Below are 14,143 nucleotides of genomic sequence, written 5' to 3' on the forward strand. Positions count from 1 at the left end.
TATTAGACCTGTAATAATTAGCGTGAGTATCACTGTTAATATATTAACCAACAACGATGTAATGAGACCTGCACAGTTAGCACAACCACCATTTTCAGATATTCATTTTGAAGGTGTATTTGGTTTGTTTGATGATAGTGCGGTGATGGATTTGAGAAATAGAATTAAAGATGTCGTTGCTAAGACTGTAGGTGAATAATGAGTAATGAGTAATGAGTAATCAAGTAGCAGTAAAACCGAAATATAGTGGTAAACAAGTTATCAAAGCTGGTGAAATACTTATCGCTGATGACATATCTGAAGATATGCCTAAGTTTTCAGAAATGATGGATATTCTATCTTATTGGCGGTTTTCTCATGAAGAGCCGCTCGAAAAAGCTCTTGAAATTATTCAAGAAAATTCTAAGAAATTTGATAAAAAAACGATCTGTGCAAAACGGTTGAAGCGACATTTTTCAATAGTTAATAAACTTAGGCGTTTTGACTATATGAAATTAAAAAATATGCAAGATATCGCAGGGTGTCGAGCTATTGTTTCAAGTTTAAAAAAACTTAGGAAAATTGAACGCGAGTTAAAAAAGAAGAAAGAGTTTCGAATTAAAGAAGGTCTTCCAAAATTTAAAGATTATATAGCTAACCCTAAACATGATGGTTATCGCGGTTTGCATTTAATTGGTAAGTTTCCTGATATTTACGGGACAAGTAAACTAGTTGAAGTACAGGTAAGAACAATAACTCAACATTATTGGGCTACAGCGTTGGAGATTGTAGACTTATTTACTAAGCAATCTTTAAAAACGAATCAAGGTGAGAATGTTTGGAAAGATTTTTTTAAGGATATGGGGACTATATTTGAAGTAATAGATAGTATTCATAGGTTTAATGATATCTCTCATCAAGCGCAGTTTGATCGCCTTTTTGAAGAAATAGTTTTGACTAGTAATGTACAAAGAAAAAAAGAGTTAACAGTTTGTTGTAAAAGAATTGTTCAATCATGTAAGAACCTGAAAGTTAATGAAAAACTGGTTGCTTACACAGGCTCTTTGAAAATTGTTGATGATAGGTTGGAAAACGAAAAGGTTGAAGGCTATGTCTTGTTGAAAATTGAACTGAATAAATTCAGAGTTCAATCAATTCTACATGCGGATAATGAAAGTGCGGCAAGGGAATATATATTACTTGAAAAACAAGCGGCTCGAAATGACGATTTGGTTGTTGCTATGGTATATAGCGATGCTGTAGGTGGGATTAAAGATGCTTACCCTAATTATTTTGCAGATTCTACTGTTTTCCTTAGGTATTTAGGGTTTGTTCGTCGTATTTATCAATTATCTAATGATGAAAAAAGTGTTAGCACTGGCTTTCTTAAGAGAATATTTAGGATTAATTAAAATGAATAGTCGTCCACAAATGATAATTGAAACCCTTTAGAGTAATAAGGGTGTAAAGTTTACCGCGTGAGAGTAAGATAATATCTTTATTGAACGGTATCCAGATGAGTTAGCCGAAAAAAAGTTTGGAACAGTCATCAATTGCTAAAATTATTTTGTTTTAACCAATCGCCAACTTAGCCGTCTCATGCCACAAGTACGCTGGCATGGGATGCTTTAATTTCCACGTTATATTCATTGGCTGGCTACCTTCATATTTTACAAAATCTACAGGGCCAAAGTTAACAAATCCCATAGTTTTTCCGTTTTCATCTTTTGCCTGTTCACGTACAAATAAAATGAAGGTTTTGTTGTTTTTCTTTTGCTCGATATAACCTAAACCACGGCCTGAAGTTGGCTTAGCACTGTTTTGTGTTTGCCAATGAAACAGCGTGGGGCTGATGGCGTAGTCGTGGTACATGGTGGTAGCAGAAAACTGTTTTTCACATTTATCTAATGTCACAAACAATAACTCTGTATTCGCGTTAGTTATTGTTAATACACCTTCTCGGCTTGAGGATTTTTTAGTAAATTTACTATCACCAAACGCCACTAAAATATGCTCTTTTGGATAGCGCACATGCATACTTAACGGTGAATTATCGACTACAGTATTATCCGCTTTCGGCATAGCAAACTCATTCACATCAAGTCTTTCAATTAATAGTGTTAAAACCTCTTTTAGCTCTGCTAATAATGGAGTGTTTTTTAACGCCAGTAAACTTTGTTCAAGATTATCAAAACCAAGCTTATCGCCAGCTTTATCCCAAAAGTCGTAATGCATCATTAAAGCAAATAACTCGATATGATCAGCTGGATAGATAGTTTTAAGGCTAGATTTTGCTTTAGCTAAAGAAAAATCAGCTTCTACTAACTTTTGTATAAAGCGTAAATATGAAATAGACGTACAGCTTAAAAAGCGATTGTTAATTGCGCGGTAATAAGCGGCATAAATATCTTTTTCAGTTTCAACAATCTCAGCGTTTTTGGCTTCATTAAGTAAGCGAGCCCAGCCACTAAATTTACTTTTATAAATATCTTCTAGCGTGACTTGCGGGTAAATATTTAAAAAATTAGCTAGAGATAGTGGAAGTGTTGTAACGTGCGGAAAGTTAGTTATTAAGCTGATTAATTTGTTTTTATTTAATGTCGCTTTTTTAATGTTTTTTAAGATCATTGCTTGAGTTTTTTCTTGTAACTCAATACGACAACCTACTGGTAAATGCGGAAAGCCTTGTTTAATTTCTTTATCTATTGATTGGTTAGTTTTACCTGTTAATGATCTAAACTTGCTCGAAAAATCATATTCTGGTCGCGAATTGCCGACAAAATCTAAAATAGTACAGCATTCTTTGTTATCGGTTAAACGTAAACCACGACCAAGCTGCTGTAAAAATATCGTTAAACTTTCAGTAGGACGTAAAAACAACAAGGTATCTAACTCAGGAATATCGACACCTTCATTAAATATATCAACAACAAACAATATGTTTATTTGTTTTGATTTTAATTGTTGTTGTAATACTTCACGATCTTTACTGTTACCGCTGGTCAATACACCACAAGCAATACCTTTTAGCATGAATTTTTTCATCATAAAGTTTGCATGATCTTTACTGACACAAAACGCCAAAGCTCGCATTTGAGAAATATCAGTTACGATTTCATTTAGGCTTTGTAAAATGCGTAAAACGCGCTGATCGTTAAAAGTATAAAGATTGCTAAGTTCAGCAATATCATAGCGCCCCTTAGACCATTTTATGTTAGTTAAATCGGTATTATCATCTATAGCGAAATACTGGAATGGCGAAAGATGTCGTTGATTAATTGCTTCTGGTAATCGAATTTCAGCGGCAATAACATTACAAAAATCACTAAGAATATCTGTGCCGTCATGACGTTCTGGTGTTGCTGTTAAACCCAGTAATATTTTAGGTGTGAAATGCTTTAATACAGCGCGGTAACTACTCGCGGCAATATGATGTACTTCATCAATGACAATGTAATCAAAATAATCCTCACTTAAATTAAGCGTATTAAGTTGATTGTTTAAGCTCTGAATAGACGCGAACAAGTGTTTATAGCTATTGGGCTTATTATTGCCCACCCACAATTCACCAAAGGTATTATTTTTTAATACTCCGCGATAAGCGCCTTGTGCTTGTTTAAGTATTTCTTCTCGGTGAGCAACAAATAAAAACTTAGCTTCTGGGTTTTCTTTGTAAAAACTAGCAAAATCAAAAGCTGAAATAATTGTTTTACCTGTGCCTGTAGCGGCAACAACTAAATTGCGGTATCGGTTATGTAATTCACGCTCAACTTTTAGTTTTTCTAATATGGTTTGCTGGTGCGAATGCGGTTTAATGTCGAAATAAAAATTAGCCGTTGAGTTATTAAAACTGCCTTTTGCTTCTTGTAGTGCGCTGGTTAACTTTTCTCTACTGGCAACTTCACCATCAAAATGTTCAAAATCTGGCGACTCCCAATAGGTTTCAAAAGTGCTGAGTGATTTTTCAATAATATGTGGTATTTCTTTAGAGGTGATTTTTAAATTCCACTCTAAACCACTGGTTAATGCTGAGTGCGATAAATTAGACGAACCAATGTAACCCGTATGAAACCCAGTATTTCGCATAAAGAGATATGACTTAGCATGCAGCCTTTCGCGATTGGTGTTGTAACTTAGCTTAACTTCGGTGTGAGGTAATGATGCTAAAAACTCTACCGCTTTGGCATCCGTTGCGCCCATATACGAGGTAGTAATTATTTTTAACTGCTTACCGCTACGGGTAAATTCTTCTAGCTCATTTTTAAATATGCGAATGCCCGCCCATTTAATAAATGATACTAACCAATAGATTTGATCTGATGATTGGATCTCTCTTTTAATTTCTGTTTCTAACGATATGCCTACATTGCTACCGCAAAATAATTCACTTTGCGTTAGCCCGGTAATTGGCATAATTGACTCTACGTATTTAGGTAAATCCGCAGCGATTGGATTCTCTTTATCAAACAGTGCGGTTAGTATTTTACCTTGGCTATCTAGCAGGTTTTCGTTAATTAACTCTGCATCTTTAATATGTGTGCTAAGCCATTTTACTATGGTATTGGCTAAGTTAATTTGATCATGAATTCGAGTATCACCACTAGGTACTGAGTCCATCGCGATTTCAATTAAGCGCGTTAAAAAGCGAGATAACCATGTGGCCGCCTCGCCAGCTTCTAACTTGCGTTCACCAACATAGAAAGAGTCACGATCTAAGTTCTGTTCAACCAATTGCGTGATTAACTGCTCGTAAATACCAGTTTGATTCATGAAAATCCTTATCTATTTAATACTGCTGTATCTGTTAGGAAATAAGCACATTTGCACTTGTACAGTCAGTACAACTCAACGTATAAGTGGTGTTTTTCTTTGATACTTTGGTACTTTTGCTATTGCAGCTTAAACATGGAATCTTCATTGAGGTATTGGTATCGCACTTATTACATTTGATGAAATAACCATATTTTCCATATTGTGGTGAATAATCAGATTTTTCACCACAAGCTTTACATTCAAGCAAACTATCGGTTTTGATTTCGCTTATATTCTGGGTAGCTGGGGAAGTTATATTCTCAGTTTTATCACTTTCTAATATTTCTGGTTTTAACTGCGCCATTAAAAATGAAGTAACTGATTCTAATTCTTCATTATTAAAATAAGCCCTAGTATCAAATAAGTTAACTTTTTTAATCATATCCAGAGATAAGCGCATAATTTTATGTAGTTTTTCAACTAAAAATTCTGTTTTTACAAGTTGCCTTGAAACACCTTTAGGTATTGTTTCTCGGTGAATTATAGCGTTACTAGACACAGCGCAGAGGTTATCCCAACTTCGCCCACCAAAACCTGTTTGTATACCAAAAACTTTGCCTAAAATATCTGCTTTATTTTCTAACAGCATTTCTCTTAATAATTTTTGCTGAAGTTCAACCTGCTTAATTGGTGACGACATACCAGACCATTTATTGCCTAAACTACGACTCCACTCCCCAACTTCATTAACTTTAACCTCTCCAGTAATACTTTTGGATTCCACCAATATAAAGCCGTACGTATAAATAATTAAATGATCAATTTGTGCCGTTTCGTTGTTATGAGTGAACTTAAAATCATTAATAACAAAAACATTAGGATGATCTTTGAACGCACGTCTCAGAAAAAAGGCAACGTCTTGTTCTTGTTTTTGGCCGGCTTTCGCCATTGGAGAGGTAACTTTTTGTAGTGTTTTATCTTTCAGGATCATGAACTATAACTTCCGTATTACATATAGAGCTTATTATTCCATATCTTATATTAAGCTACTCATAACGTTAAGACTTACCTACTAATTAAATAACTCACTTAACAAGTTAACAGTAAATAAGGTTAAACCTTTATCCATAAAAAAATCCGATATCAAGGCTGATATCGGATTTTAATTATTTGCTAGGTTGGCGCAACAGTTAATCTGTTTTGTGCCAACTGTAGTCGGTAAATTGTTTTAAGCGTAGCTTCGTTTATATCCTACAGGTTCACTCTTGTTATCAATGTGCTTAAGTAGTTCCTCAAGTACGCTGCGGCGCTGCACTAATCCAACTACCTTACCTTGTTCAACAACGGGCAGTACTCGACGGTTATTGCGCAAAAATTTATCCGCAATATCTACCAAATTACAATTTACGTTAATTGACTCTACTTCAGTTGTCATTCTATCGCGTACTAATTCACCTACGCTTGAGAAGTAGCCACCCATTAATGCACCACGCATGCAGTCAGCTTCAGACAAAAATCCCACCAGGTTTTTATCTCCATCAACTACCGGAGCACCAGACAAACCAGCACTTAGTAATTGTCGTAGGGCGACAATTACACCAATATTAGGGAGAAATGATAACGGTGAAGTATCCATGATATTTTGGGCTGTGATGGCTTGCATATTGTGCTCCTGGGGCGGTGGCTCGCTTATTTTAATGTTATTAATTTTGTGTGTTGCCAAGTATTAATGAGCAACAGCCGTGCCACCTGCTTGCACTTATTAATTAACACTTTTATTACAATGAGTTAGTTATTAAATACAACAACAAGCGTAAATTATTCTGAATGCTTTATAGGGAATATTGAGTTAATTTGTACAGATTTGCACCAAAATAGAGCGATTGAGTGAGGCTTTTTGAATAATGAGTGAGTTATTAGATGAGTCTAATTCAAGTGCTATGAACAAACTTTATTATCATTATAAAATCATCTGATAGTGCGCTAACAATACAAATATATTTATTAGTCACGCCTTTACGTGTATTGCTTTCGTTTTAATGGGTTATTCAGTTTTTGGACCATTGTCTGCTACGTATGCTCCCCTTTCTCCTTGTGGCTTTTCGTCACCAGTAGTGGTGTCTTCAATGGTTTGTAATTCTGTTGCTGCATTTATTTCAGCACCAAGCAATATTGTGTAGGCAGTAACATAAAACCACATTAGTAATATTACAACCCCGCCCATAGAACCATATGTTTCGTTGTAACTAGCATACTCGCTAATATATAAGTTGAAAAAATATGAGCCCAACAGCCAAAACAATGTTGCCAGCACAGCACCAGGTGTTACCCAACGCCATTTAGCGGATTCGCGATGAGGTGCGTACTTGTATAAACTCGCCAGGGAGAAGTTGAAAACGATAAGTAAAGTTGGCCACGTAAACCACCCTACAAGAGTTTGGCTACTTTCACTCACAACACTAAGCACCAGTGGAATTCCCACAATTAGCAATAACATGACAATAATGATTAATATTGTTGCTAAGGTTAGTAATACGCGAACTACTATTATTTTGAAAAAAGATCGACTTTTATCTTCCTGATAAGTGATGTTGCAGGCAGTAATTAAAGCGACAGATCCTTTACCTCCACTCCATAATGTTATTAGAAAGCTAAAGATGAAGCCTATACTTAACACACTGTTATCAGTAGACAATAGGCTTTCAATCTGAGCTTCTAGTATTTGTCTGCTTTGTTCGGGAATAACCCCAACCAGCAAACTAATATGTTGGCTAAGTGTTTCTTGATCAACAAAAAGTCCATACATTGATATTAAAGCTGCCAATAATGGAAAAATAGCTAAAAGAAAATAAAACGCTACCCCTGCCGCAATAAGCGACATGTTGTCTTGTTGAATTTTTTCCACCACGCGCTTGGTTATTTGCCACCAGTTAGCTAACGAAAACTCTTGGGGATGGTTTACATTATTTTCTGAACTCATGTCACTTAACCCTTTTTATGGCTATTACTGTTTTTAAAATTAGCGACCTCATATTTAAAGATATAAATTCACGAATTTTTTCATGTAACAAGCAACAACTTCTCAGCGTTAATTTTGCATTATTTTGAAATGACTTAGCTTTTCTTGATGTATAAAATCAGGTATTGCCATAAGATGTAATTAGCATATTGCTGTGATTTTCTGCTATCAGATTCGTCCTTGCTATCTATCTTACTGTTGTTAGTATTTTCATAAACTTGATAAGCTTTTCCAAGGTTGATAATCAAAAAAGACGCCAGTAAATCTGACGCCATAGAACGATTATTTTTCTAAACCTAAACTATTTTTAAACCTAGATTTGGCTATTATTGAATTCTTGTTCGGCTTCTTCTTTACCCATGCCATATTTTTCTTGCATCTTTCCTTGAAACTTTTCTAGGTTACCATCTATTTCTTGCAAATCATCATCCGTTAATTTGCCCCATTTAGCTTTAATAGAACCTGTTATTTGTTTCCACTTACCTTTAGCTATATCTGAATTCATGCTTGTGCACTCCTTTTTCTGATTAAACATAATTTGGGGCTTAAACGACCCAATCGATAATTTCACCTTATATCAATCAAGTATCAATCAAGACCTATGCCAACCAAACAAGTAACTGATTTTATTATGTAAAATAAAATCACATGAAATATTGTCTCTAAAAAATATGTAAATTTTACAAAGATTATGAATTTTTGTCTGAGGCATAGGTATTGTGAATACTTGTTTCTCAGTACCTGATTAAAAATATCAAACTAAAAATCTATTTATATCATCATGTTAAAAATCCTTTAAGACTGAAGCGCTCAGTGGTATGAGGTTTGCTACATTCAATTTGTGAACAAGAAAACAGGACGACTAACTCAACTCCACTTATTTTTTTATTAAGGACTTACTAATGGATTTTCTTCGAATCATCATAGCTATTTTGTTGCCTCCCCTTGGTGTGTTTATGCAAGTAGGACTTTCAGGGGCTTTTTTCCTTAACATACTGTTGACCTTACTTGGCTACTTACCAGGAATTATTCATGCCGTTTGGATTATCGCTAAACGATAGAGCTTGGCCAAAAAACAGGGGAAAAGGTAGTTAGATATGGGCATCAACAAATTTGGAAAACGCACGGCTGGGAGTTTACTTACCATACTTGTGATACTCATTGCCCTAAGATTAGCCGCTCCGTCTATTATCACTTGGTATACTAACCGAGTTATTGAGCAAACACCGGCTATAGTAGGCTCTGTGGATGATGTTGATTTAGCATTGATAGCTGGGGCTTACAGTATTAAGGGTGTTAATATTCGCCAAGCTGGAGATAAAGAAAGGTTTCCGCTTTTCATCGCTGACAGGGTCGATTTATCGGTACTTTGGAGTGCATTGTTACAGGGAAAGTTAGTCACTGAAATATCTCTAATTAATCCAACCATTGGCCTTTATGACAGGCCAGAAGATAAAGTAATTGAAGATGCTGCGGTAACCGACGAAAAAACTTGGATTGGTTTAGCCCGCGACCTCACGCCTTTTTCTATTGATAGATTAACGGTTGAAAATGGCACTTTTATTATGGATGCACAGGCGCAACTCAAACGCTCAGAGTTTAGTGTGCAAAACATTCAACTAGTTGTAACCAATATTGCTAATTCAAAAGGCGCTGACACTGTTGCTTTAGCTGATATGACCGGCGACATTCAAAATCAAGCTAAAGTAAAATTAACTGCGAGTTTTGACCCAAATACCACTAAACCTACTTTTGATTTTGATCTTGAGATGGAAAAGTTACCTGTTTCTTATATCGACTCGTTATTAAAATTCTACGCTCCTTTTGACTTTGAAGCTGGTCAGGTTGACTTAGCCAGTGAGTTAAAGTCTGTAGATGGTAAGTTAACGGGTTACGTGCAGGCTGGGGTTTACAAGTTGGAGGTGTTTTCTTGGCATGAAGATGTGGTTGAAGATGATGATAATCCAATTCAAATATTTTTTGACATGATTGGTGGCGCTCTGGCAAGTCTATTTGAGAATGACGATAAAAACTTAGTTGCTACGAGAGTACCGATTGAAGGTGTTTTAGATGATCCTGACTTGTCTACTTTCGACGCACTTTTCGGAATTCTCAAAAACGCGTTTATTGAAGCCTATAACCTGAAAGTTGAAAACTCTGTCAGTGGCTTGTCTGTCAATGGTTTGAAAGATCCAGCTACAGCAAAGAAGGATGTTAATTAGGGCTGAATATCTTGCTATGTAAATCAGCTCACACAACAAAGAAAGTGTTCTAAATCAATAGGTGGCAGTATTTTGATATTAGCTAACATGGCGTGATCACTAATACGATTTGCGGCATTAAATTTGTAAAGTGCTCAAGTTGTAGAAGTGCTTAAAATAAATGAATACCCTTTAAAAAATTAGAAGGTCAATAATATGCAAACTCAAGTAGTTCTCAATGATCTAGTTCAATTTTATCAACTTGTTTTGGAAAAGTTACCTTCTATATTTTTAGGAGTACTAATTTTCGGCATTTTTTTCTGGCTGTCAAAGCCAATAGCTAACTTTCTGACCAAACCATTAACCAAAACAACTACCAGTAAATTAATTCAAATAGTCACCCGCAGAATAATGAGCATGGTGGTTGTATTAATAGGCTTGTACATTTTATTGCGCTTATTAGGTCTTACACAATTTGCTGTGGCGCTACTAAGTGGTACAGGTGTGCTTGGTTTAATCATAGGCTTCGCTTTTAAAGACATTGCAGAGAATTTTTTATCCAGTCTGTTGTTAAGTGTTCAGCGACCTTTTAAATTGGGAGATATTATCGAGGTTGATGGCTATTTAGGTGTGGTTAATAAGATGACGTCCAGAGCCACTACTTTGGTAGATTTTAATGGTGATCATGTACAACTTCCTAATGCCACCATATATAAAAACGCAATTCGTAATTTGACGGCAAACCCACTTATGCGAAGCACTATTGATATTGGTGTTGGTTATGATGCCGACTTTAACTATGCGCAATCTTTAGCGGCGGAAATTATGCACGCACACCCTGCTGTGCTTAAAGAGCCAGAGCCACAAGTTTTAGTCGATTCCTTAGGTGCATCAACCTGTAACTTACGTCTTTATTTTTGGGTGAATAGCGAAACCAGTAGCCGGTTAAAAGTTTCCTCGGTATTGATGAAAGAAATAGTTGAGACCTTTTTGGCAGAAAACATTGCTATGCCAGATGATGCACGTGAAAGAATTATTTTGAACCCAGAAGATTTAGCCATGACTACTGATCATCAGGTTACACATAGCGCACCTAATGCTGATAATACTGATAGTACTGATAAAAATCCCAAGAAAAAAACTAACGAATTTAAAACTGATGATACTAGTAGCGATCATGATGAAATAAGAGAGCAGGCAGCTCAAGCTAGAGATCCGGAAGAAGGTGAAAATATTTTATAAATAACCGTATTACTGCGTGATGAAAACGCATATTCTAGCTAACACTAGTTCTAGCTAGTCAGAAGTAAAATTATCCATTGGGTTTTAAAAATAAGGTAGAACGATAAGTGACATCAATCCCACAAGAAAAAAAGCCGATAAATAAAAGCTTAGTTTGTCATGTTACGCTAACCATTTTAGCCGTTGTTTATACCGCATATTTTGCACAGGAGTTAATTCTTCTCCTCGTTGCTTCAGCGTTAATATCATTATTATTAAGTTCAGGGGTTAATACGTTAGAGCGGTTATATGTTCCAAGAGTGTTGGGTGCTGTTTTTCTATTATGCTGCTTAATTATTCCTACAAGTGCATTAGTCGTTCAATTAGAAGAGCCGATAACCAAATGGACAAAGATGCTTCCCCAAGTGTCGACTCATATTTCAAAAGAGCTAGATAAGTATCAAGATATTATCGACATTAACAGCTCGGAGACTGTAGATAAAACAGCAGAAGAAAGTGATAAATGGTTCTCATGGTTTGAAGAAAAACCCAAAGTAGAGACGAGTTCAGAAAATAAATCTATGATTCAAAATCAGTTAAAAGAATCACTATTTTCTTTTGCTGGTGAGTTTATGGTTTTGGCCCCTTTCGCACTTATGCAGCTTCTTACCGCAGTTATTTTGATTTTATTTACCTTGGTATATTCACCTAAACTTTTTAGGCATTACGTACAACTTTTTGTTGAAGAAAGTGAGCAAAATAACGCCTTTAAGTTTGTTCGAAATGTGCAACAACAACTCTCTCGATATATATTAACCGTTAGCTTAATTAATGTATTGCTTGCCTTATTAGCTATGATTTTATTTACGTGTATGGGCTTGGAAGACGCTTTACTGTGGGGGTTAATTGTCGGCTTTGTTAACTTTATTCCATTCGTTGGGCCTGCCTTTGCTTTAAGTGCCATTGCGCTTGCAAGTTCTGTTCAATGGGGAATGGATGTTAACGTATTGATTGTAGTGGGTGGCGTACTGTTACTTAATATACTTGAGTCGCAATTAATAACACCTTTGGTATTATCTAAAAATATGCGTATTAACCCTTTTATTATTATTGTTTGGTTATTAATAATAGGTTGGTTATGGGGTTTAATTGGGTTGTTGATTGCCGTACCTTTACTCGTATGTATAAAGCTAATACTGACATTGTTTGAGCAAACACAACCATGGGTTAAGTTTTTAGAAACATAAGCTGTTCACTATTGGGTGTTTTAAAAACTAATGCCTATGGTTATTTTGTATTGCTGATTGTGTTGAAGGTGTGTTGATGCTTGTGTGGGAAGGTTAGGTTGATGTTATTGCTAGCCTAATTATCGCATTGCCCTAGTTCTCTAAACCAAAGTACAGTGTTACCAACAACCGCTATTGAACCCGAAACTATTGCACTAACAGGCAAGGTAATAAATCCTAATATATTTTCACCTATAAAGTCGTCTTTGCATTCTTGTTTGTTAGCGCATTCCATTTCACTTGGTTCCCAATCGCCTTTAAGGGAGAGCACTATCTTTTTTTCGCGGGTTTTGCATGTTTCATTATATTTAGATTCAACCTTGGGAACGACTACGCATGAGCAGAGTAAGGTGAGTAAAAGTGAAATAAGTAGTGTTTTTTGTAAGTTCATACCCGTCCATGAATATTAAGTTGTATTGCGTATTATACCTAATAAATTGAAAGAGTTGAAAATTTAATGAGGGTAACTGTTTGAAAGCAAGGTATTAAACCTAGGTCTTAATAGTTATGGGTTAAGATCTAGGGTTAAGATTTAGAGATTAAGACTTACGGGTTGAGGTTTAGAAATTAAGACTTAGGTGAAAAATGCTCAATGATTAATTTATAAAGTGACTAATTTATAAAAAATACTATCCAACTACTCTGTAGTTTTAGTTTCGAGCAAATCTTCTATATACAACATCTTAACTAAAACCATAACCGTTACAACAAGCGGTGCGGCCAGTAAAACCCCTGCCATACCAACCATGCTGGCCAATAGAACCTGAGCGAAAAGAGTAAGAGCCGGCGGAAGATTCGCTATTTTAGCCTGTAGTACAGGCGTCAATATATAACTCTCAACTACTTGAATTCCAACATACAAAATAGTGACATAAATTAATGTATCTACACCTGTTATCACGCTAACTAATGCCGCAGGTATGTAGCCAATGATAGGACCAATATTTGGAATAAATGAAAGTAACGCCGCTATAATTCCCAGGATCAAAGCAAGATCGGTTCCTAGCGCCCACAAGCCAAGGGTAGTTAGTATGCCAACCATTAACATTGAAGCTATTTTTGCAACAAGCCAACCTGACAAAGCGCTTCCACAAGCTTCGAAAGCTTCTTTTACTCTTTCTCGATGTAAAGGAGGTACAAGCGATACTGCTCCTTTGATATACAACTTAGGATTTACAGAAAGAAACAACGCTAGAAAAAGAGCAAAAACAATACTGCCTAGCCCATTCATTGTTGACGAGAAAAAACTTGTCATGACATTAACTATCGTACTTACTTCGGGATCATACGAACTAAGCTCTTTTACATTATCGACAATTTTATCTGGCCATTGAAGTCCTGATATCTGCTCCTGAATATAGCTAATAGCTTGTGGTAAGCGATCTTTTAATTCACTAGCCTGCTCGGCAAGTTTAGGGGCGGTGTACAATAAAAAAAGCCCGAATAACAATAAGGGCACAATGATAGTAACTGGAAGCCAAATTTTTCTTGATAGGTTAGTTTTATTACTTAACCACTCTGCAGAGCCACAAAATAGCACAGCGATTAATACGCCCCCAAAGCCAGTAAGTATAATTTTACTGCTATCTACAAACATCCATGCGAGAAGTACAACCAATATAGTGGTACTGGCCTGAATGAATGTGCGTTTTGCCAGTAATTTGGTTTTCATAAATTTCCTATAA

The 14,143-nt window shown here is 35.8% G+C and carries 13 protein-coding genes; 6 read left to right on the plus strand and 7 right to left on the minus strand.

Annotated features, from left to right (window positions below; genetic code table 11):
• Positions 1 to 22: 22 nt before the first annotated feature.
• Both CWS31_RS17535 and CWS31_RS04880 read left to right on the plus strand, forming a co-directional pair.
• Positions 23 to 199 (plus strand): hypothetical protein, encoded by a 177-nt coding sequence (locus CWS31_RS17535; RefSeq protein ID WP_170252764.1) that lies wholly within the window; start codon positions 23 to 25, stop codon positions 197 to 199.
• A 13-nt stretch (positions 200 to 212) separates the two neighbouring features.
• Complete coding sequence (locus CWS31_RS04880) at positions 213 to 1,391, plus strand: RelA/SpoT domain-containing protein (protein WP_101344751.1); 1,179 nt, start codon at positions 213 to 215, stop codon at positions 1,389 to 1,391.
• Positions 1,392 to 1,551: 160 nt separating this feature from the next.
• Here the strand turns inward: CWS31_RS04880 and CWS31_RS04885 are convergent, their stop codons facing one another.
• The 5 genes from CWS31_RS04885 to CWS31_RS04905 form a co-directional block, all read right to left on the minus strand.
• Positions 1,552 to 4,749, minus strand: coding sequence for a DUF3427 domain-containing protein (locus tag CWS31_RS04885; protein ID WP_101344752.1), 3,198 nt, complete (start codon positions 4,747 to 4,749; stop codon positions 1,552 to 1,554).
• A 34-nt stretch (positions 4,750 to 4,783) separates the two neighbouring features.
• Positions 4,784 to 5,722 (minus strand): nuclease-related domain-containing protein, encoded by a 939-nt coding sequence (locus tag CWS31_RS04890; RefSeq protein WP_101344753.1) that lies wholly within the window; start codon positions 5,720 to 5,722, stop codon positions 4,784 to 4,786.
• Between the two features lie 237 nt (positions 5,723 to 5,959).
• Positions 5,960 to 6,394 (minus strand): CBS domain-containing protein, encoded by a 435-nt coding sequence (locus tag CWS31_RS04895; RefSeq protein WP_101344754.1) that lies wholly within the window; start codon positions 6,392 to 6,394, stop codon positions 5,960 to 5,962.
• Positions 6,395 to 6,775: 381 nt separating this feature from the next.
• Complete coding sequence (locus CWS31_RS04900) at positions 6,776 to 7,711, minus strand: YihY/virulence factor BrkB family protein (RefSeq protein WP_101344755.1); 936 nt, start codon at positions 7,709 to 7,711, stop codon at positions 6,776 to 6,778.
• A gap of 352 nt (positions 7,712 to 8,063) precedes the next feature.
• A complete protein-coding gene (locus CWS31_RS04905; protein ID WP_101344756.1) occupies positions 8,064 to 8,255 on the minus strand; it encodes a CsbD family protein in 192 nt (63 codons plus the stop codon).
• 397 nt (positions 8,256 to 8,652) lie between these two features.
• On the opposite strand from CWS31_RS04905, the gene CWS31_RS04910 reads away from it, so the two are divergent.
• The 4 genes from CWS31_RS04910 to CWS31_RS04925 all read left to right on the plus strand — a co-directional run bounded on the left by CWS31_RS04910 (position 8,653) and on the right by CWS31_RS04925 (position 12,419).
• Complete coding sequence (locus tag CWS31_RS04910) at positions 8,653 to 8,811, plus strand: YqaE/Pmp3 family membrane protein (protein WP_101344757.1); 159 nt, start codon at positions 8,653 to 8,655, stop codon at positions 8,809 to 8,811.
• A 36-nt stretch (positions 8,812 to 8,847) separates the two neighbouring features.
• Positions 8,848 to 9,972 (plus strand): DUF748 domain-containing protein, encoded by a 1,125-nt coding sequence (locus CWS31_RS04915; RefSeq protein WP_101344758.1) that lies wholly within the window; start codon positions 8,848 to 8,850, stop codon positions 9,970 to 9,972.
• Positions 9,973 to 10,167: 195 nt separating this feature from the next.
• Entirely contained in the window at positions 10,168 to 11,193 is a 1,026-nt protein-coding gene (locus CWS31_RS04920) for a mechanosensitive ion channel family protein (protein WP_101344759.1), read from the plus strand.
• Positions 11,194 to 11,300: 107 nt separating this feature from the next.
• Positions 11,301 to 12,419: an AI-2E family transporter gene (locus CWS31_RS04925; protein ID WP_101344760.1), complete on the plus strand. Its 1,119-nt coding sequence runs from the start codon at positions 11,301 to 11,303 to the stop codon at positions 12,417 to 12,419.
• Between the two features lie 115 nt (positions 12,420 to 12,534).
• On the opposite strand, the gene CWS31_RS04930 is transcribed toward CWS31_RS04925, so the two are convergent.
• The gene (locus CWS31_RS04930) at positions 12,535 to 12,849 is read right to left on the minus strand and encodes a hypothetical protein (RefSeq protein WP_101344761.1); all 315 of its coding nucleotides are present in this window, start codon (positions 12,847 to 12,849) and stop codon (positions 12,535 to 12,537) included.
• A 246-nt stretch (positions 12,850 to 13,095) separates the two neighbouring features.
• A complete protein-coding gene (locus CWS31_RS04935; RefSeq protein ID WP_101344762.1) occupies positions 13,096 to 14,130 on the minus strand; it encodes an AI-2E family transporter in 1,035 nt (344 codons plus the stop codon).
• Positions 14,131 to 14,143 lie beyond the last annotated feature (13 nt).

It is taken from the genome of Colwellia echini (assembly GCF_002843355.2).
Classification (GTDB): Bacteria; Pseudomonadota; Gammaproteobacteria; order Enterobacterales; family Alteromonadaceae; genus Colwellia; species Colwellia echini.

Coding starts and splice junctions, on each gene's coding strand:
- CWS31_RS04880 (WP_101344751.1), top strand. CDS start 213: ATGAGTAATCAAGTAGCAGTAAAACCGAAATATAGTGGTAAACAAGTT.
- CWS31_RS04885 (WP_101344752.1), bottom strand. CDS start 4,749: ATGAATCAAACTGGTATTTACGAGCAGTTAATCACGCAATTGGTTGAA.
- CWS31_RS04890 (WP_101344753.1), bottom strand. CDS start 5,722: ATGATCCTGAAAGATAAAACACTACAAAAAGTTACCTCTCCAATGGCG.
- CWS31_RS04895 (WP_101344754.1), bottom strand. CDS start 6,394: ATGCAAGCCATCACAGCCCAAAATATCATGGATACTTCACCGTTATCA.
- CWS31_RS04900 (WP_101344755.1), bottom strand. CDS start 7,711: ATGAGTTCAGAAAATAATGTAAACCATCCCCAAGAGTTTTCGTTAGCT.
- CWS31_RS04905 (WP_101344756.1), bottom strand. CDS start 8,255: ATGAATTCAGATATAGCTAAAGGTAAGTGGAAACAAATAACAGGTTCT.
- CWS31_RS04910 (WP_101344757.1), top strand. CDS start 8,653: ATGGATTTTCTTCGAATCATCATAGCTATTTTGTTGCCTCCCCTTGGT.
- CWS31_RS04915 (WP_101344758.1), top strand. CDS start 8,848: ATGGGCATCAACAAATTTGGAAAACGCACGGCTGGGAGTTTACTTACC.
- CWS31_RS04920 (WP_101344759.1), top strand. CDS start 10,168: ATGCAAACTCAAGTAGTTCTCAATGATCTAGTTCAATTTTATCAACTT.
- CWS31_RS04930 (WP_101344761.1), bottom strand. CDS start 12,849: ATGAACTTACAAAAAACACTACTTATTTCACTTTTACTCACCTTACTC.
- CWS31_RS04935 (WP_101344762.1), bottom strand. CDS start 14,130: ATGAAAACCAAATTACTGGCAAAACGCACATTCATTCAGGCCAGTACC.